Source organism: Vibrio sp. HS-50-1, assembly GCF_024747315.1.
In the GTDB taxonomy this organism is placed as follows: Bacteria; Pseudomonadota; Gammaproteobacteria; order Enterobacterales; family Vibrionaceae; genus Vibrio; species Vibrio diabolicus.
In genome coordinates this window covers 175,112-193,765 of record NZ_JAMPZF010000007.1, presented here as the reverse complement: position 1 = coordinate 193,765, position 18,654 = coordinate 175,112, and the positions used below count along the sequence as shown (strand labels likewise).

General features: G+C 46.7%; 15 protein-coding genes. 9 read left to right on the top strand and 6 right to left on the bottom strand.

What is annotated here, in order from left to right:
* Positions 1 to 2 precede the first annotated feature (2 nt).
* Together ebgA and ebgR are read right to left on the bottom strand one after the other, a co-directional pair.
* Positions 3 to 3,101, bottom strand: coding sequence for a beta-galactosidase subunit alpha (gene ebgA, locus NDJ01_RS06645; protein ID WP_258586467.1), 3,099 nt, complete (start codon positions 3,099 to 3,101; stop codon positions 3 to 5).
* 347 nt (positions 3,102 to 3,448) lie between these two features.
* A complete protein-coding gene (gene ebgR, locus NDJ01_RS06640; RefSeq protein WP_025591165.1) occupies positions 3,449 to 4,435 on the bottom strand; it encodes a transcriptional regulator EbgR in 987 nt (328 codons plus the stop codon).
* A 380-nt stretch (positions 4,436 to 4,815) separates the two neighbouring features.
* On the opposite strand from ebgR, the gene galE reads away from it, so the two are divergent.
* The 4 genes from galE (at position 4,816) to galM (ending at position 9,316) form a co-directional block, all read left to right on the top strand.
* Entirely contained in the window at positions 4,816 to 5,835 is a 1,020-nt protein-coding gene (gene galE, locus NDJ01_RS06635) for a UDP-glucose 4-epimerase GalE (RefSeq protein WP_074191823.1), read from the top strand.
* An 84-nt stretch (positions 5,836 to 5,919) separates the two neighbouring features.
* Complete coding sequence (locus NDJ01_RS06630) at positions 5,920 to 6,972, top strand: UDP-glucose--hexose-1-phosphate uridylyltransferase (RefSeq protein ID WP_258586466.1); 1,053 nt, start codon at positions 5,920 to 5,922, stop codon at positions 6,970 to 6,972.
* A gap of 109 nt (positions 6,973 to 7,081) precedes the next feature.
* The gene (gene galK, locus NDJ01_RS06625; protein ID WP_258586465.1) at positions 7,082 to 8,242 is read left to right on the top strand and encodes a galactokinase; all 1,161 of its coding nucleotides are present in this window, start codon (positions 7,082 to 7,084) and stop codon (positions 8,240 to 8,242) included.
* 9 nt (positions 8,243 to 8,251) lie between these two features.
* Positions 8,252 to 9,316 carry a galactose-1-epimerase gene (gene galM, locus NDJ01_RS06620; RefSeq protein ID WP_258586464.1) on the top strand — a complete coding sequence of 355 codons (1,065 nt, stop codon included), beginning with the start codon at positions 8,252 to 8,254 and terminating at the stop codon, positions 9,314 to 9,316.
* 73 nt (positions 9,317 to 9,389) lie between these two features.
* Here galM and NDJ01_RS06615 read toward each other — a convergent pair whose 3' ends face one another.
* Positions 9,390 to 10,415 carry a LacI family DNA-binding transcriptional regulator gene (locus NDJ01_RS06615; protein ID WP_145532624.1) on the bottom strand — a complete coding sequence of 342 codons (1,026 nt, stop codon included), beginning with the start codon at positions 10,413 to 10,415 and terminating at the stop codon, positions 9,390 to 9,392.
* A 212-nt stretch (positions 10,416 to 10,627) separates the two neighbouring features.
* Here NDJ01_RS06615 and NDJ01_RS06610 point away from each other — a divergent pair, with 212 nt between their 5' ends.
* Positions 10,628 to 11,698, top strand: coding sequence for a cellulase family glycosylhydrolase (locus tag NDJ01_RS06610; RefSeq protein ID WP_048625922.1), 1,071 nt, complete (start codon positions 10,628 to 10,630; stop codon positions 11,696 to 11,698).
* 70 nt (positions 11,699 to 11,768) lie between these two features.
* On the top strand, positions 11,769 to 13,157 hold the full coding sequence (locus NDJ01_RS06605; protein WP_109169546.1) for an MFS transporter: 1,389 nt from the start codon (positions 11,769 to 11,771) through the stop codon (positions 13,155 to 13,157).
* 90 nt (positions 13,158 to 13,247) lie between these two features.
* Here the strand turns inward: NDJ01_RS06605 and NDJ01_RS06600 are convergent, their stop codons facing one another.
* Positions 13,248 to 14,246, bottom strand: coding sequence for a substrate-binding domain-containing protein (locus NDJ01_RS06600; protein ID WP_258586463.1), 999 nt, complete (start codon positions 14,244 to 14,246; stop codon positions 13,248 to 13,250).
* A 176-nt stretch (positions 14,247 to 14,422) separates the two neighbouring features.
* Here NDJ01_RS06600 and NDJ01_RS06595 point away from each other — a divergent pair, with 176 nt between their 5' ends.
* Positions 14,423 to 14,755: a tRNA-binding protein gene (locus NDJ01_RS06595; RefSeq protein ID WP_005494151.1), complete on the top strand. Its 333-nt coding sequence runs from the start codon at positions 14,423 to 14,425 to the stop codon at positions 14,753 to 14,755.
* Positions 14,756 to 14,900: 145 nt separating this feature from the next.
* Complete coding sequence (locus NDJ01_RS06590; RefSeq protein ID WP_012841470.1) at positions 14,901 to 15,497, top strand: outer membrane beta-barrel protein; 597 nt, start codon at positions 14,901 to 14,903, stop codon at positions 15,495 to 15,497.
* A 38-nt stretch (positions 15,498 to 15,535) separates the two neighbouring features.
* Here NDJ01_RS06590 and NDJ01_RS06585 read toward each other — a convergent pair whose 3' ends face one another.
* Complete coding sequence (locus NDJ01_RS06585; RefSeq protein ID WP_048625918.1) at positions 15,536 to 16,087, bottom strand: gamma-glutamylcyclotransferase family protein; 552 nt, start codon at positions 16,085 to 16,087, stop codon at positions 15,536 to 15,538.
* A gap of 184 nt (positions 16,088 to 16,271) precedes the next feature.
* Here NDJ01_RS06585 and NDJ01_RS06580 point away from each other — a divergent pair, with 184 nt between their 5' ends.
* Entirely contained in the window at positions 16,272 to 17,456 is a 1,185-nt protein-coding gene (locus NDJ01_RS06580) for an NnrS family protein (RefSeq protein WP_258586462.1), read from the top strand.
* 72 nt (positions 17,457 to 17,528) lie between these two features.
* Here NDJ01_RS06580 and NDJ01_RS06575 read toward each other — a convergent pair whose 3' ends face one another.
* Positions 17,529 to 18,482 carry a CorA family divalent cation transporter gene (locus NDJ01_RS06575; protein WP_012841472.1) on the bottom strand — a complete coding sequence of 318 codons (954 nt, stop codon included), beginning with the start codon at positions 18,480 to 18,482 and terminating at the stop codon, positions 17,529 to 17,531.
* Positions 18,483 to 18,654 lie beyond the last annotated feature (172 nt).

Genomic DNA, 18,654 nt, shown 5'->3' with positions numbered 1-18,654 from the left:
GGTTACGCCTCGTTGACTGATTGAGTATTGGTTTGAGTGAAAAACGCGTTGTCGAAATCATGGTTTGCCATCACTTGTGCATTGCAATCGCCTGCTTGCAGTGGCATCAGCGTCAAACCGTAACGGAACTCGTCCATGTACACGCGGTAAGAGTCGAGCACTTCGCTGCCCCATGAGTTCGAGCCTAACCCCATCACTTGATGGTCAAGATTAAGGGTGATGTAGCCACTCTTTTCTAGCTCGATCGTATGTTGCGCTTCATGCAGATTTTGGTTGGTGTAGAACCACGCGCTGAAGTTGATTTCTTGCTGAGGTTTCACCAATAATCCTGTGCCATGACGGTTGGTGAGCGATGCCCAGCGCACGTGTTGGCGGTTGCCGTTGTTTTGCGGGAACGGGTAGTTCTCGAACATGTCCGCCACATTGGTGTGGTAAACATCAATGAGGTTAGCTTGGCGACTGTCTTGGTAGTTTTCTTCTGGGCCGCGACCGTAGTAGCTAACTTGGTCAAAGCTGCCGTTGATGCCCAAATCCAAGCCGATGACCGGAACTACGTGAGGGTAGTCGCCGTAACGTTCGCCACTCAGTTCCACATTTAAATGGCCTTGAGCATTGATTTGATAGCGATAGGTACAACGCATGCCAAAATCAAAGACCGGCGGCGCAATGATGCTGGTGGTCGTAATCAAGACGGAATCATCAGTTGCTTCCACAGCAAGTGTGCGGAAGTGCTCCTGCATGATTTGCAGATGCGCTGGGTGCCACAAACCTTCATACTCTTGTTTGTGGTTATCAATCATCGGTTTGAAGAAGTTTAGTCTCGGCTCAGATTGAATGATCTCTTCGCCATTTACGTGCCAAGAAGTCAGCTTGCCGTTTACTTTGGAGAAGGTAAGCGCGAAGTTATGGCCTTCAATTACGTGTTCCAAACGGCTTTCGTTAATCACCAAAGGTTGTGCGTTGCGATTGATGAACGCAGGTGCAGACGCGGTGTTTTCTTTCAGTTGGAACTGATACACCGCAATTTCATGGTTGGCTTCGCTGTAAAGCGTGCGACTGTCTTTGCGTACGGTGAAGTTAACAAAGGCTTCGCGCTCATCCAATTCTGGCAAGTCGATGGTCACTTCACGTTCGCTGTTGGCTACCAAAGCTTCGACTTTAAACTGCACGCTACGCAGGGTTTCACCTTCGGCACGCATGTCAGCAGTAATGGTGTAATCATCGAGGTTGGAGAACCACAGTTTGTTCTCAACGATGAAGCGATCATGGCAACCTTCGACGGCGCGGATTTTCACCGGTGCAATCACTTGTTTGTATTCTCTGAGACCTGGGCCTGGGGTTTGATCTGGGTAAATCAAACCATCCATACAGAAGTTGTAGTTGTTTGGGTAGTCGCCGTAATCGCCGCCGTATTTGTAGAACTCTTGGCCGTGTTCATCACGCGCTAGAATGCCGTGATCACACCATTCCCAAACGTAGTGACCTTGAATGTGGTCGTGCGCATAGAACACGTTTTGGTATTCCGTCAGACCACCCGGGCCGTTACCCATCGCGTGTGCGTATTCGCAGATAATGCGTGGCTTCTCGTGTGGGTGTTCGCCAAAGTAATTCATCAGTTGAGCGCGTGAGTACATCGTCGAAATCACATCGACGACTTCAGCATCGCGGTCTTCTTCGTAGTGAACCAAACGGGTGTCATCAATTGCTTTGGTCGCGGTATACATCGCACGGATGTTACAGCCATAACCCGATTCGTTACCGAGTGACCACATGATGATAGAAGGGTGGTTCTTTTGCGCATGAACATGACGCACTGCGCGATCGACAAACACCGCTTCCCAAGCAGGATCATTGGTGATGCGGCTGAGGTCGCCAACGTTGGCAAAGCCGTGGGTTTCAACGTCAGTTTCTGCCATCACAAACAGGCCGTAAATATCACATAACTCGTAGAAGCGTGGGTCGTTCGGGTAGTGTGCGGTGCGAACTGAGTTGATGTTGTGTTGTTTCATCAAAATCAGATCTTTTTCCACGCGGTCCATGCCCACTGCGCGACCTTTTAGGTGGTCGTTGTCATGACGGTTTACACCATGCAGCATCACGTATTGATTGTTGATGTAAAACAGGCCATCACGCACCTTGATATCACGGAAACCCACGCGTTGTGGGATCACTTCCACTACGTTGCCTTGGTGATCTTTTAAGGTGATGAACAAGTGGTAAAGGTAAGGGTTTTCAGCCGTCCAATGCGTTGGGCTCACCATATCAATCGCAAAGCTTGTTGAGTGGTGGTTTTGGATAGTCAGTGAATCGCATTGACCACTGGCTACGACAGTGCCTTTGTCATGCAGCGCGTATTCCAGCGTATAGCCTGACGCGATAGCGGTGGAAAGGTTTTCTAATTCGACTTGAGCACTGAGCATCGCACTTTGGTAATCGTCGGCGAAATCGGTGCGAATGGTGAGATCTTGGACGTGAATCTGCTCTTTGCCCATAAGATAAACATCGCGGAAGATCCCCGCCGTCCACCACATGTCTTGGTCTTCAATGTAAGTGGAATCGGCCCACTGCATCACGCGTACAGAGAGTAAGTTTTCGCCTTGTTGGACGAACTTGGAAATGTCGAATTCCGCTGTGAGTCGGCTGCCTTTACTAAAGCCGACGTACTCGCCGTTTATGTACACTTCAAAGTAGGTTTCCACGCCGTCGAACTTGATGATGGTTTGTTGGTTATCCCACTGTGGACCAAGTGTAAATGTGCGTTGATAAGCGCCCGTTGGGTTGTCGGTTGGTACAAACGGGACGTCGATCGGGAATGGGAAGCCTTCATCGGTGTATTGCAGATCGCCGTGGCCTTCCATTTGCCACATGTTTGGGACGGTAATGTGTCCCCAGTCGTTCATTGTTTGTGAGTAAAACGCATCAGGTACCAACATTGGGTTGGTGAAATAACGGAATGTCCATTGGCCGCTGAGTAACATAAAGCGGCGACTCAGTTCACGTTGAAAGGTTTGTGCGCTCTGAACAGAGTCGTAGGAGAAAAAGTACGCACGCGGTGCCATACGATTCTCGTGTAAGTGTTGGAAGTTTTCCCAATTGTTCACGTTTTGATCTCCCCTCGGCTTGGTGCGCTTATGTTGGAGTCCGGATTGGTTTCATCGCGGCTCAACATCAGTGCAAAAACAACGGCCGATGTATTGTGAAAAATGCTTATGAATAATCTGAGAAAGATTTTAGTAAAAGTTTTACTAAAATAAATTAGTGAAAACGTTTTACTTTAACTTGATCACGTTTTAAATGACCAATGTTGAGCAAGATGTGATCAGAGTAAAGGAATGCGTTCTAGATTGTTTTGGAAAGTAAAAACAGTAAAAATTCGGTAGAAAATAAAAGAAGAAATAAAAAAGCACTGAAAATTCAGTGCCTTATTTGAGCAGTTTTGAGGGTGTTTTTATCGAGTTGTGCCGCGTAGCTTGAGTTTGCTTGGAACGTACACTTGAAGGGGCAGTGCGCGTCCGTCACGGTATTTTTCTACTAACAAGTTTACGCCTTGAATCCCCATCATTTCAGAATGAATACGAACGGTAGATAGAGGAGGGAAGGTAAAACGCGCGGTAGGAATGTCGTTCACGCTGATCAGCGCAATATCATCAGGAATGTTTAAACCAAACTCATGCACTGCTCGTAACACACCAATCGCAATGGAGTCCGAAGCAATGAACATCGCTTTTGGGAAATCGCCTTTGGCCAGCATCTCTTTCGCTAAGTCATAACCGGACAAGCTAGAGAAATCGCCACGATAAATGTCGTCTTCAGAAACCACACCTTTTAGACTGCCGTAGTCCACAAACGCATTTTCACGAATGTCTGCTGTGTTGGGTTCGTCTTGTCCACCAATAAATCCGATGCGCTCGTAGCCTTGTTGTACAAAGAAATCAACCACTTGCTTGCTGATTCTTACAAGGTCGATATCAACGCAATCGTAAGGACTAGTTGGATCTGAAAAGTCAATGTAACAGATGCTATCGGCTAGGCGTTTAGGTAACTTATTGACCACCTTTTGGTCGACTTTCCCGACTAAAAGGACACCCGTGATCTTTTGCGTTTCAACATCAACTTCGCTGTTGTAGCAATTGGTTAGCGTAATGCCGAGTTTGTCGCACTGAGTTTCAATCCCATGACGAATCGACAGGTAGTACGGGTCATTCACTTCTGCTTCTTGTTTGTAATTGTACAAGGCCAAAAAGTGATGTTTTTGCTTGGCTTCTTTGGTGGCTTTCTTCGAGCTGCTGGTGCGGTACTCCAGCTTTTCTGCGATTTCTAAAATGCGGCGTTTGGTCTCTTCTTTAACGCTCAACGTCGGATCGTCATTCAAAACTCGCGATACGGTTGCAAGTGAGACGCCCGCTTCAGTGGCGATATCTTTTAGTGTTGCCATGTACATTTCCCGTTGGCATTGCTCACAGTCCAAGTGAGAACTCAATAATCTGGCTATTGTAAACAGCTACTTAGGGATGCACAAACTTTTAGTAAAATCGTGCGATCCACGAAAGAGAGCGGTATCTGCTCGACTCATCTTCACTGCTCATCATCTTCTTGGTTTAATTTAACTAAAGCCAGCATCTAAAATAAGGCTTTTTTGTAATTTTGTGGAAACGTTTACACAATTTGAATTAGATCACGGATCTGGATCGAGATTGGTTGCTAGACTTTTAGCCAGTTAAGAAATGGGCGTACCGATTCGATGCAATGGCGATTGGCTTTTAGCGCATCAGAGTGAGGTATGAACAGAAAGCAGCAAACGTGGAGAAGCAAAAAGTGAAAGTTCTTGTCACAGGCGGTATGGGATACATCGGTAGTCACACTTGCGTTCAGATGATTGAAGCGGGAATGGAACCTATCATCGTTGATAACTTGTGTAACGCCAAACTGGAAGTGTTAAACCGTATTGAAGCGCTGACTGGCAAACAGCCTGCGTTCCACCAAGGTGACATCCGTGACGAAGCCTTTTTGGATACGGTATTCGCGCAGCACGACATCCAAGCCGTGATCCACTTTGCTGGCCTAAAAGCAGTTGGCGAATCGGTGGCAAAACCACTTGAGTACTACGACAACAACGTCAATGGCTCATTGGTGTTGGCGCGCAGCATGCGTAAAGCGGGCGTGAAAAGCATCGTATTCAGTTCATCGGCAACGGTTTACGGTGACCCAGAAATAGTGCCGATTACGGAAGATTCACCAACAGGCGCAACCACCAACCCATACGGACGCAGCAAATATATGGTGGAGCAGTGCTTAAGCGATCTGTTCCATGCTGAAAACGATTGGAGCATCACCTTACTGCGTTACTTCAACCCAGTTGGCGCGCACCCATCGGGCAGCATGGGGGAAGACCCACAAGGCATTCCCAATAACCTGATGCCATTTATCGCCCAAGTCGCTGTTGGCCGCCGAGAAAAACTCGCGGTATTCGGTAGCGACTATCCAACCCCTGACGGCACTGGCGTACGTGATTACATCCATGTGATGGATCTGGCCGACGGCCATATTGCGGCTTTGAAATCGGTGGGTGAGAAATCGGGTTTGCACATTTACAACTTAGGTACAGGTAAAGGCTCGAGCGTACTTGAGATGGTGGATGCGTTCGCGACCGCTTGCGGTAAACCAGTGCCTTACGAGTTATGCCCGCGTCGTCCTGGGGATATTGCTGAATGTTGGGCAAGCACGGAAAAAGCCGAGCGTGACCTAGGTTGGAAAGCAACACGCACGGTGGCTGAAATGACCGCCGATACGTGGAACTGGCAGTCAAAAAATCCCAATGGCTATTCCCCTGCGTAGTTTACGTCGCCGCATTGTTGTCTGCACTTTCCAATTTCATTGAGAAATGCAGATGAAAGAATTCTTAAAAGTTGAGTAAGTAACATGTCGAATGTCGAATTTAACCCAGTGGATCATCCACACCGCCGTTACAACCCTCTGACTGGGCAATGGATTTTGGTTTCACCTCACCGTGCTAAACGCCCTTGGAGTGGCGCAGATGAAAAGCCCGCATTGGATGAGCTACCAAGCTATGACGGTAAATGTTTCCTTTGTCCAACCAACGAACGTATCTCTGGCGATGTTAATCCAGACTACCAAAGCACCTATGTGTTCAATAACGATTTTGCTGCGCTGATGGTGGATTCACCAGATGCACCGGAGTCAAACAACCCGCTATTCAAAACGCAAGGCGTACGTGGTTTGAGCCGAGTGATTTGCTTCTCGCCAGATCACAGCAAAACCTTACCGGAGCTGCCAGTGGATAAAATTCGTGGCGTGATAGATACATGGAACGAACAAATTGAAGAGCTAGGCAAAGAGTACGTTTGGGTTCAGGCGTTCGAAAACAAAGGCGAAACCATGGGCTGTTCTCAGCCTCATCCGCACGGTCAAATCTGGGCGAACAGCTTCTTACCAAATGAGATAGAGCGCAAAGAGCACAACCTAAAAGCCTACTACCAAGAACACGGCAGCAACTTGCTGGTGGATTACGTGCAAGCGGAACTCAAAGACGGCTCACGCATTGTGGTGGAAACCGAACACTGGCTGGCGGTGGTGCCTTACTGGGCTGCTTGGCCGTTCGAAACCATGTTGTTGCCGAAAACGCACATTCGTCGTATGAGCGAACTCAGCGATGAGCAACGAGACGATTTAGCGCTAGCGATTAAGAAGCTGACCAGCCGTTACGACAATTTATTCCAATGCTCATTCCCATATTCAATGGGCTGGCACTACGCGCCGTTTTTTGACCAAGGCACAGACATCGACCATTGGCAGCTTCATGCACTTTTTTATCCGCCACTACTGCGCAGTGCCACGGTTCGTAAGTTCATGGTGGGCTACGAAATGCTGGCAGAAAGCCAACGTGACCTCACCGCAGAGCAAGCCGCGCAGCGTCTGCGTGATGTGAGTGATGTCCACTACAAAGAATGTTAAGTCTTTAAATTGGACTGATTACGAATAACGGGATAGCGCGACTTTACAGATAGAAAGTTAGGCTCAACGCGCTATCCCACACAAATTACTATTTTAAGAGAACGTCCCTATGTCTGAACTTATCCAAAATGTGAAAGCGTCATTTGAGCAAGTGTTGGGCTACGCACCTAGCCATATTATCCAAGCGCCTGGTCGTGTGAACTTGATTGGTGAGCACACCGATTACAACGATGGTTTTGTCCTACCGTGTGCCATTAACTACCAAACGGTCGTGGCGGCGGCAAAGCGTGAAGACAATATCGTGCGTGTGGTGTCGGTCGATTACGGTAACGCAGTGGACGAATTCGATATCACGCAAGCCATTACTTTCCAGCAAGATAAAATGTGGGCGAACTACATTCGCGGCGTGGTGAAGTGTCTTCTTGTTCGTGGTTACCAATTCACTGGTGCGGATATTTCTGTTAGCGGTAACGTGCCTCAAGGTGCGGGTTTAAGCTCGTCGGCAGCGTTGGAAGTGGTGATTGGTCAAACGTTCAAAGTGCTGTTCAATCTAGAGATCAGCCAAGCGGAAATTGCGCTAAACGGCCAGCAAGCTGAGAACGAATTCGTTGGTTGTAACTGCGGCATTATGGACCAAATGATTTCGGCAGAAGGTCGTGAAAACCACGCTATGCTGTTGGACTGTCGTAGCCTAGAAACTGAAGCGGTATCGATGCCTGAAGATATGGCCGTGGTGATCATCAACTCGAACAAAAAACGTGGCTTGGTAGACAGTGAATACAACACTCGCCGTGAGCAGTGTGAAGAAGCGGCGCGCATTTTCGGTGTGAAAGCACTGCGTGATGTGACGATTGAGCAGTTCAACGAGAAAGTCGCTGAGCTGGATGAAATGGTGGCCAAGCGTGCTCGTCACGTCATCACAGAAAATTATCGTACTGTGGAAGCGGCGCAAGCGCTACGAGCACACGACATGAAGCGCATGGGTGAGCTGATGGCCGAGTCTCATGCCTCGATGCGTGATGATTTCGAAATCACGGTAAAAGAAATCGATACGTTGGTGGAGATAGTCAAAGGCGTGATTGGCGACCAAGGCGGTGTGCGCATGACTGGCGGTGGCTTTGGTGGCTGCATCGTGGCACTTGTACTGCCAGCACTGGTTGATGAAGTGAAAGCGGCAGTTGAAGCGAAGTACCAAGCGGCTACGGGCTTAAAAGAGTCGATTTATGTTTGCCAAGCCAAAAATGGTGCGGGTTTGGTTGAAGTGCTGTAAGGAATGATGATGAAAGCCTATTTTCAACAACTAGAACAAGCGATGGCGCAAACGCCGTCGTTTGATGGCCAAACTGCGAATCTGATTCATTTGACCAACGCGAATGGTATGACGGCGTCGTTTATGGATATCGGTGCGACGTGGTTGAGTTGCACATTACCGGTAAATGGTGAAAACCGTGAAGTGTTGTTGCGCTCACCAAATATGGCTGAACACATGAAGCAAGACGCTTACTTCGGTGCCATTGTTGGCCGCTTTGCTAACCGAATTGCGAAGGGGCAGTTTGAGATAGACGGAGAGAAGTATCAACTTGGTATCAATAACGGTGAAAACTCACTGCACGGTGGGCTGGAAGGGTTTGATAAACGCCGCTGGAAGGTTGAAGAGCAAAATGTTCAACAGGTCACTTTTTCACTTCGCTCCCCGGACGGTGACCAAGGCTATCCGGGAAATCTCGATGTGAAGGTGACGTACACGCTCACTGACGAGAATGAACTAGCTATCGCCTATGATGCTAAGACGGACAAAACATCTCCAGTGAATTTAACCAATCACGCCTACTTTAACTTGGCTGGTGAGGCGAGCCGCGCAAAAAGTTTGGATCATACTTTACAGCTCAATGCTGGGCATTACTTGCCAACGGATGCGGGGTTAATTCCTACAGGTGAACAAAAGCCAGTTTCGGGTACCAGTTTCGACTTCACCGAGCCAAAATCGATTGGCCAAGAATTTCTTGCAGAGCAAGATCAGAAAACTGCTGGTGGCTACGATCACGCCTTTGTATTCATGCCTGAAGTGACCGATGGCGTATCTGTCGCTGCGGTTTTAATTGCACCAAAAGAAGATGTAGTGATGAAGGTGAAAACCACCAAGCCTGCCATCCAGTTTTATTCAGGTAATTTCTTAGCCGGTACGCCAGGTGCAAGTAAAACTTACGAACGCTATGACGGCCTAGCATTGGAAACGCAGTACTTTCCAGACGGGCCAAACAAACCAGAATGGGGACTCAACAATGGGGTGTTGAGCTCTGGGGATTGCTATCAGCATCAAACTACTTATCAGTTTGAATTTTAGATAGCACTTCTGCCCTTTGAACTTGCAGCGGCAGCGATGCTGCAACTCCAACGACTTTGGGTGTTATGGTGGGCTACATGCCCACCTTTTTTGTTTTTGTCGAAGAGGTTCGAACGATGAGCTCTCCCTCTACTTTGCGTTTGTTAGAAAGCAACGGTTGCCCTTCAATCAGTGCCATCAACGATTCGATTGCGAGTTTACCCATGTCTGAGTAGGGCAGTTCAACCGACGTTAATGCTGGAAAGCTTTCAGAGGCGATTTGCTGATTATCGTAACCGACAACGGCAACATCGTGAGGAATCTTCAACCCCAACTCCGCTATCGCTTGGTAGCACCCCATTGCCATATAGTCGCTGCCACAGAAAATCGCTTCTGGCGGCTGCTCCATATTCAGTAGTGCCAGTGTTTGCTGGTGCGCTTCTTTTAGCGACCAGTTTGCATCGACTAAATACTCTGAGTTAGGAATGATGTCTGCATCAATGAGAGCCTGACGATAACCATCGGCACGTTGCTTACTGGCTAGCATCCAACTTTCACCAGACAGCATGGCAATGCGACGATAACCTTGCGTCGTGAGGTGTGAAACTGCTTTGTAAGCTCCAATCATATCGGCCGGCAAAATACTTGGCGTTTCGGTGTGTTCTTCGTTGGTGCAGTTCAGCAGTACAGTCGGTAAGGAAGTGGTGACGCGTTGCTGCTCCAACTCTCGCGTCATACTGGATGCGTAAACCAAGCCTGCGTAATCACCGCCGTTGATCTCCGACTCAATCTTGCTTGCCAACACTTCATCATGGCTGTAATTGAACGTCACCAATATGTAGTCGTTCGACCACGCTTCTTCTCTCGCTGCATTGATGGCATCGATAAATGGGTCATAACTGGTTAAGCCGTTGATCACCAATGCGATCTTTTTAGGGCGTCCCAAAGCATGGGCAACCTTTTTGTTTTTGTAGCCAAGTGATTCTGCGGTTTCGAGCACTTTACGTTTGGTCGCTTCCGCGATTTTTACGGAAGTTGAGCCATTCAATACCAGCGATACGGTCGACTGAGAGACGCCAGCCGCCGCCGCAATGTCACTCATGGTGATTTTTTTAGCCATTCTGCTCTTTTACGTAATTTCGTTAGCTAAAGATATTAGCTAAAGATTAAGTTCGGATCATCCTTTAAAGATAAAGATCACAAAAGTAAGTCAGAGCAACTTAAAAGCTGTGATTTTCACCACGTTTATTCTTTGAGCACCTAGTCATTAAATTATTAATTAATATATTAGCTAATATTATTAGTTGATAATTTAGTTTTAAGGTGAGTAAGATGAAAAGATGGTCGGAAGAGAAAGCGTGGCAATGGCAAAAAGAGCATGGCTGGCTACGTGGCTTTAACTATTTACCGCGCACAGCGGTTAACTGGAATGAGATGTGGCAAGCGGAATCTTTTGCACCTGAGGTGATGGAACAAGAGTTAGCTTGGGCGCATGATGTGGGTTACAACACTTTACGTACCAACTTACCATTTATAGTTTGGCAAGCGGATCGCGATGGTTTACATGCGCGAATTGAGCGCTTTCTGGATATTTGCGAACGCAATCAAATCAAAGTGATGCTCACGCCGATGGATGACTGCGGTTTTTCGGGCGACCATCCTTATCTTGGTGAACAAAAAGCGCCCGTACCGGATTTGCACAACAGCCAAGCAGCAGCAAGTCCTGGTCGCAATGTGGTGATGGACAAATCTATGTGGGGTGAGGTCGAAGCGTATATTCGCGACATCATCTCTACCTACAAAAATGACCCTCGAATCGTTATTTGGGATCTCTATAACGAGCCAACCAACCGAATGATTTTTACCACCACGGGTGAGATCGCTTATGACGAAGAAATGGAAATCTTTAGCCATGAGCTGATGGAAAAAGCGTTTGAGTGGGCACGTGAAGAAAACCCAACTCAGCCTCTCACCGTTGGCGCTTGGCATGCGCCAAGCATTCTTGACCGAAGCCTACCGATTTATGAACACCCAACCGATCGCAAAGCGATGGAGCTATCGGATATCATTACTTTCCACGCTTACTTACCACTCGATCTGTTCCATAAAGCCGTTGAAATTGTAGAAAGCTACAACCGACCAATGATGTGTACTGAGTGGCTTGCTCGTCATGCGCAATCGTACATGCACGAACAGCTTCCGGTCTTTAAACAGAAAAACATTGGTTGCTACCAGTGGGGATTAGTGAAAGGAAAAACACAAACGCATCTGCCTTGGCCAGAGATAAAACGTAGCGATGCTAACTATGCGAGTCAATGGTTCCACGATCTGCTTGATGAGCAAGGACAGCCGTATGACGCAAGCGAAGTGCAATTGATCAAAACACTCGCAGAAGTGGATTAATTGCCTGTGAGCCGACTCTGAGAAATGGGTCGGTTTCTTATTTACAATAAAATCAATTGAGACGTGAACAATGACTACTCTACAAAACAAACTCACTAATAAGGAGCTGATGTCTTACTTCGGCTATGGGGTAGGCCAGTGCTTTAGCTTTGGTCTAGTCGGCTCTTTTATTCTTTATTTCTATACCGATATTTTGGGCATTTCTCCAATTGCGGCGAGTACGATTTTTTTGATTGCTCGTGTGTGGGATGCGGTGAATGATCCGCTCATTGCCGGATACATGGACACGTTAGACTCTCGCTTTGGTAAATTCCGCCCTTACATGCTGTTTACGCCGGTTCTGATTGTTCTGGTCACGGTTGCCGCTTTCTATAACATCGATGCTGATACATCGACAAAAGTGATGTATGCCGGTATCACTTACATTCTTTGGGGTACGCTTTACACCATTTCTGATGTGCCGTTTTGGTCTATGTCTTCTGTTATGACGGATGAACCGCAAGAGCGAGCAAAAGCGGCAACTTGTGCCATGTTAGGGGTGAATGCAGGTATTGGTGCAACTTTGGTTGTGTTCCCGAAACTGAGCGCTTACTTCGCTGATGGCCGAGCAGATCAGGGTTACTTACCAGCTGTGATTGTGTTGATGATCGCGGGTTTGTTCTTCATGCTGAACGGTTTTTATAACACCAAAGAACGCATCTCGACGAAGAGCTGTGAAAAAGTCACGCTAAAACAAACCTTTCAAGCCGTTCGTAAAAACAAGCCGTTGTTTTTTATTCTGGCAGCGTTTTTCATGAATGTGTTCTTCAATCTGGTGAATGGCTTATACATTTTCTTCTTCACATACAACATGGGTGACGCAGGGTTAGTCTCTCTGATTGGTACCATCACTTTGGTAAGTGCGATTGCGTGTTTGGCTACGCCTGTGCTGACAAAGCGTTTCAAAAAACGTGACATCTTTATTGCGCTGTGTGTTTTAGAGATCATCGCTCGCATTGGGTTCTATTTTACTGGCTATGATAATCCAACGGTCGTGATGGCGTGGTTAGCGGTGATTACAGGCATCTTTATGATGACCAACCCTCTTATCTCGGCCATGATTGCAGACACAGTAGAGTACTCGTACTACCACAGTGGCAAACGTACCGCGGCGATCACGTTCTCGGGACAAACCTTTACAGGCAAACTCTCTGTTGCGGTAGCGGGCGGCTTAACGGGGGTAATCTTGACGATGATTGGCTATGTACCAAATGCGGCGCAAACGGAAACCGCGCTCAGTGGCATGTTCTTCTGTATTGCGTTGCTACCCGCATTGGGAGCTTTAGTGCGCATCTTTATTATGTCTCGCTACACATTTACCGAAGACCAACATGCGATTTTACGAGAAAAATTACAGCGTGGTGAGTTTGCGGAAGGCGTTGACGTGAAGTCTGCAAAACCGAACGAAGCCTTGAGCTAGAATCCATATCGTCTCGACAAGTGCTCAAAGAAAAAGCCCGCTCAATAACCTGAGCGGGCTTTTCGTTTTCAATTTACAGGTTATCCACCATCAACAACGCTCAACAGAATTTCTTCGTACTAAAGTTGGGCTAAAAATAATGGTTTCGTCTTCAATTTTTTCGTCACGAGATAGCGCCAAAGCCAAACGGGCGGCGCGTTCTGCCATCATCTCGATTGGGTAGCGAATAGTGGTCAGGCTAGGGTGAACAAAGCGGGCGATCAAGCCATCATCGAACCCGACCATAGATACCTTATTTGGTACGTCAATGCCATTTTGATCTAATGCTGCGAGTGCGCCAGCGGCCATGTAGTCGTTGTAGGCCACCACTCCAGTAATCTCCAAAGATTTGGTTAACAGGTTAGTCATCGCAACTTCGCCACCATCACTGTTGGGCTCACCGTATTCGATGTAGCTTTTGGAGAGTTCAATACCATGCTCTTTCAATGCGGCTTGGTAACCTTGCAAGCGCTCATCGGTATCTTCGATATCGTGGGATGAGGCAATGCAAGCGATTTTGCGATGCCCGTGACGAATTAAATATTCTGTCGCGAGGAATGCCCCCTTGCGGTTATCAAGGGAAATACAGCGTTCGGCCAGTTCTGGGATATGACGATTGATAAGCACCATACCTTTCACCTCTTGGGCGTAGCCAATTAGCTCATCATCAGATAAGCCTTTCGAGTGGATGACTATTGCATCGCAACGGCTGTTGATCAGCAATTCTAGGGCTTGACGCTCATCATCTGGATTGTGATACCCGTTGCCAATCAAGATATGTTTGCCATTTTCGCGCGCGATATTATCGACGGATTTGACCAGCGTGCCGAAGAAAGGATCGGACACATCACTCACCAACACACCCATGGTATTTGTGCTTTGGCTCACCAGTGCACGAGCTGCGGCATTGGGTCTGTAACCCAATTTGCTCATTGCTTTGGTGACCGACTCTACCGATGATTGACTGGCTTTTGGGGACTTGTTGATCACGCGAGAAACCGTTGCGACCGAAACACCGGCTTCTTTCGCGACATCCTTGATCGTTGCCATATAGAACCTTTAGTGGCTAAAAATTTTGACTGGAAGTATTAAACACCCATTGTGTAATAAGTGCAATTTGATAGGGGATTTGCTTTCGGAAATGAGATCTTTACCACTTGTATTTATTAAGCTTACTGATAGTGTAAACGTTATCTTTTTAGTAAAACTTTACTGAGGTTTTAATTATGGAAACTATTGCTTACTCTGATTTTGCCAAACTGGAAATTCGTACCGGAAAAATCATTGAAGTGGCTCGTCATCAAAATGCAGACAAGCTGTACATTGTGCAAATTGATATTGGTGAAAAAACACTGCAAACCGTAACCAGCTTAGTACCTTATTACACCGAGGAAGAGTTGATGGGCAAACAAGTGGTCGTGTTGTGTAATCTTGCCAAAGCCAAAATGCGCGGTGAAACCTCAGAATGTATGTTGTTGTGCGCAGAAACGGATGATGAATCCGAAAGTGTGTTGCTTACGCCAGAAAGAGCGATGCCGACTGGGGTGAGAATTGTTTAGAGTTTAATCAAGCAAACGTTTTATTGTTCGTGTTTATGTTTTGTGTCTCATTTTATAAATAAATCAATAGGAATATATTCAACTCTATTTATAATCTCCGCGCTTTAAAAACTGTTTAACAGTATGAAAAAAATAGGAAATTATAATGAAAAAAGTATTGCCATTATTGGCTTTAGGTGCAGTGGTTGCTTCAGCGTCAGTTCAAGCAAAAGGTAACTGGTATGTTGGCGCAGATATTCTTAACTCTGATCTTGAAGTTGAAGGTCACTCTTACAGCTCTTCAGCTACAGGTTTGGGTATTGCGGTAGGTAAAGAGCTGCAATATTCAGAAAACTTCAAATTGGCTTTAGAAGGTGAGTACATTTACTACGGTAGCTTCGAAGAAAAAGCATCGGGCGCGGGTAATTGGTTAGAAGCTACTGTTGAAGGTTATTCATTCAACCTTAATGCTAAACCTAAGTACCAATTCTCTGGCACTGGTTTTTATGTTGGTGCTGTTGTTGGTCTAGGTGTAACGGGGGTTGATTTAGAGGCAAAATCAAACCTTTCTGGTTTCACTGGTAAGACTGATGGTAGCGATGCTGGCTTTAACTATGGTGCTGAAGTGGGTTATGAATTTGCTTCAGGTCTGGTTGTTTCTGGTGGCTACCGTGCTTCTACAGTAACCATCGATGTTGAAGGTGGTGGCGATCTTGAATTTGATTTTGACAGCCTGTACGTTGGCGTTGATTACAAGTTTTAAGCTCGCATAAGCAAAACATAGATACTAAAAAGGAGCCGTTAGGCTCCTTTTTTGATTAGATTGTCAATCAACTCGTAATGATGCTCTTGCACGCCTGCAAGGTTGCCATATTTAGGTTGGTGGCGGTCATTTTCTTTTGCGTGTTGCCAGCCAATGGTGTGACGCACAAAATGCTCTGCAAACGCATGAGATACTTCTAAGCAACCTGCTAGCACGGTATCGACATAGCTTTGCATGATTGGGCTTTTTACGCACGGTGGTAATGGCTCGTCTTTTACGTAAACCCAGATGCTATGTTCTTGGTTAAAGTTCGCGTCCGTTTCTATTTGATCTGGCTGAATTTGAATACGATGATAACCACGCTCACGGCGATCGAATTCTGCGAGAGCCTCTTCATTCACTTCGAGTAAAACGCCGTTGACCTGCCCATCGCCTTGGTTTACAACCAGAGGAGACAGAGTGTAGCTGTCATCAATTTTTCCCCAGTAGCGCACCAGTCCATGAGCAATGACGGGAATGGCTTCTCCCGTTTGTCCGGTTAACTTACGTGACGCAGAATTAATCAAACTGCCATAGCCAAATATGTACATCTTCGTTGCATCCCTTAACTGATGGTTGTGTCTCTCACCGTTTATACCTAACCCGCCTCTGAAGCACAACTTTACCTCTTAAGTATAATCTTAACTCTTAACATGTATTTTTTATGCATGTTTATGGTAGCATCAATATTGTAGTTGAGTTAACCAGCATCGAGAGACGCTTGAGGGCAAGATAATGCTGAATATCACCGATAAAAAAGTGGAAGAAAAAATCCCCGCATGGCTGCGATTAGGCTTTCGGCCGTTTTTTCTGTTTGGGTCGATTTACGCCATTGTTGCGATCGCGTTGTGGGTGTGGATGTTCCAAACCGGACAGCCAAACGTATTAGCTGTACCGGCATTATGGTGGCACGTACATGAAATGTTGTTCGGCTTTTCGATGGCGATTGTGGTTGGTTTTGTACTGACCGCGGTACAAAACTGGACTGGCATTAATGGTACCAAGCATTACACGCTTTTGGTCTTATTTGGCTTATGGCTCGCGCCCCGAATATTGCTTTGGACGCCAGCGCCGTTATGGTTAACCAGCAGCATTGAAGCGGTATTTTTGTTGTTTGTTGCCTATGAGGTAGGCATTCGTGTTTATCGAGCCAAAGGTTGGCGTAATCTGTTTTTTGTGCCGCTGTTTCTTTTGGCCATTTTTGCGAACTTTGCAAGCTACGCAACAATAAAAGGCATGCCGCCGTTTAGCTCTTCTGCTGTATGGCAGGCGATGTTGTGGTGGTTTACGTTGTTGCTGTCGGTCATGGGCGGGCGTGTGATTCCATTCTTTACTGCGCGTCGATTTAATTTCGAAAAAGCGCAACCATTGGCTTGGTTAGAGTGGTTCGCGAACTTGCCGTTGGTAATGCTATTTGTGCTGAGCTTTTTCCCTGTGACGTTTGCAGAACTAGGTAATCCGTTGATGCTGTTTGCAGGAGTTGCTCAGTTGGTGCGTTTTGTTCGCTGGAAACCTTGGTTAACCCTGAGCGAGCCTTTAGTGTGGTCGCTGCATGCTGCGTATTTGTGTTTGCCACTAAGCTTAATTTTGCGAGGCACTTGGGGAGACGCATTTGCCAGCCATAACCTGATTCACCTGTTTGCGATAGGTGCATTAGGCGGTTTGATTTTGGCGATGATCGCGCGCGTGACGATGGGACATACTGGTCGCATGATCTACAAAGGTCCGAACATGAGCTTTGCGTTTGCGGCGATTACCGCGGCAGCTTTGGTTCGCAGTTTTGCCGTGATATTTGATCCTGCCAATATGATGCTGTGGATTGATATCAGCGGCGGGTTATGGATTGTCGCATTTGGCCTGTTTGTGTGGCGCTTTGGCGTGATGCTTATTACACCTCGCGTTGATGGTCATCCCGGATAGGGCTCTAATGTGAGTAGAGAAAGAGGAGCCGCACGCTCCTCTTTTGATTTTTGTTCTTTATAGGATTAGCGCTTATTCGTCTTCGTCGTCCGTTTTATTCGTGAACCCCAAACGTTTGAATAGCCACCACTCTAGAGCAAAGATGACAATTAAAGCGATACAGAACCAGGTGAACGCCATGGCGGATTCCACGCCTGGCATACCGCCAATGTTGATGCCAAGCAAACCTGTTAGGAAGCTGGTTGGCAAGAAAATAGTCGCCACCAAGGTAAATAGATAACTGTTTTTATTAGTTTTCTCGTCACGATGATGTTTGATTTCTTCTTGAAAGAGAGCGACTTCTCCAAGATAAAACTCAAGTGTTTCATTTATGCGCGTAATATTATTGTGGGCGAAGCGATATTGATGGGGCCTTAAAGCCACCAACTCGGACTCTGATTCAACGAGATCACGAATAGCATATTGCTGAGGGCGAATAAAACGTTTGATGGAGATAAGCGCTTTTTGAGTCGCCATATGCTTGTACGTCGATTCATCATTCACATCAAACTGGTTTAACGTCTCTTCAATCGTATCGAGGTAAACGTCTATTTTGCTATTTAATCCTTCAATAATCTGATGAAGTAAACCAGCAAGGCTTTTCGGACCTTTGTGTTCCGCCAATGCTTGACGAATTTCCATGATGGCACGCGATGGGATCTTACGTGTTGAAATCAGTGCGCCTTGAAAATAGAGAATTCGAATACTGAGCATGTCTTCTGGTGAAGCATCGCCATTCATATTGACGCCTCGCAAAATCAACATGAAGTTCTCGTCATCCAAAGGGTGGAAAGACGGTCGGCTCTCGTCGGCTAACAGGTGATCAACAGTGGCACGTGGTACTTGGTTTTGCTCTAGCCAGCCCCGAATATCGGGATGCAGCCGTTCACAATGGTACCAATGTTTGGCTTGAATCTGCTCCGCCGTTGTGGATTGCTGAGTTGCTTCTGGGGTTGAAAAATCCCAATGTTCAATCATAAAACCCATTTTCTTTTCCTTGTCTGAGCCTTTCCCCAAATAACTCGGAAAGAGCCTGTGCTCTTCCGCTGCATTATTTTCCGTGAAATGCATCAGTGATAACGTTCTGAACCCAGCGCCATGAAGTTATTCAGGGATAATTATTTAAATGAGTATGATTGCATTTAACGCTAAATGTCTA

Coding starts and splice junctions, on each gene's coding strand:
- ebgR (WP_025591165.1), bottom strand. CDS start 4,435: ATGGCAACACTAAAAGATATCGCCACTGAAGCGGGCGTCTCACTTGCA.
- NDJ01_RS06630 (WP_258586466.1), top strand. CDS start 5,920: ATGTCGAATGTCGAATTTAACCCAGTGGATCATCCACACCGCCGTTAC.
- galK (WP_258586465.1), top strand. CDS start 7,082: ATGTCTGAACTTATCCAAAATGTGAAAGCGTCATTTGAGCAAGTGTTG.
- galM (WP_258586464.1), top strand. CDS start 8,252: ATGAAAGCCTATTTTCAACAACTAGAACAAGCGATGGCGCAAACGCCG.
- NDJ01_RS06615 (WP_145532624.1), bottom strand. CDS start 10,415: ATGGCTAAAAAAATCACCATGAGTGACATTGCGGCGGCGGCTGGCGTC.
- NDJ01_RS06610 (WP_048625922.1), top strand. CDS start 10,628: ATGAAAAGATGGTCGGAAGAGAAAGCGTGGCAATGGCAAAAAGAGCAT.
- NDJ01_RS06605 (WP_109169546.1), top strand. CDS start 11,769: ATGACTACTCTACAAAACAAACTCACTAATAAGGAGCTGATGTCTTAC.
- NDJ01_RS06600 (WP_258586463.1), bottom strand. CDS start 14,246: ATGGCAACGATCAAGGATGTCGCGAAAGAAGCCGGTGTTTCGGTCGCA.
- NDJ01_RS06595 (WP_005494151.1), top strand. CDS start 14,423: ATGGAAACTATTGCTTACTCTGATTTTGCCAAACTGGAAATTCGTACC.
- NDJ01_RS06590 (WP_012841470.1), top strand. CDS start 14,901: ATGAAAAAAGTATTGCCATTATTGGCTTTAGGTGCAGTGGTTGCTTCA.
- NDJ01_RS06585 (WP_048625918.1), bottom strand. CDS start 16,087: ATGTACATATTTGGCTATGGCAGTTTGATTAATTCTGCGTCACGTAAG.
- NDJ01_RS06580 (WP_258586462.1), top strand. CDS start 16,272: ATGCTGAATATCACCGATAAAAAAGTGGAAGAAAAAATCCCCGCATGG.
- NDJ01_RS06575 (WP_012841472.1), bottom strand. CDS start 18,482: ATGGGTTTTATGATTGAACATTGGGATTTTTCAACCCCAGAAGCAACT.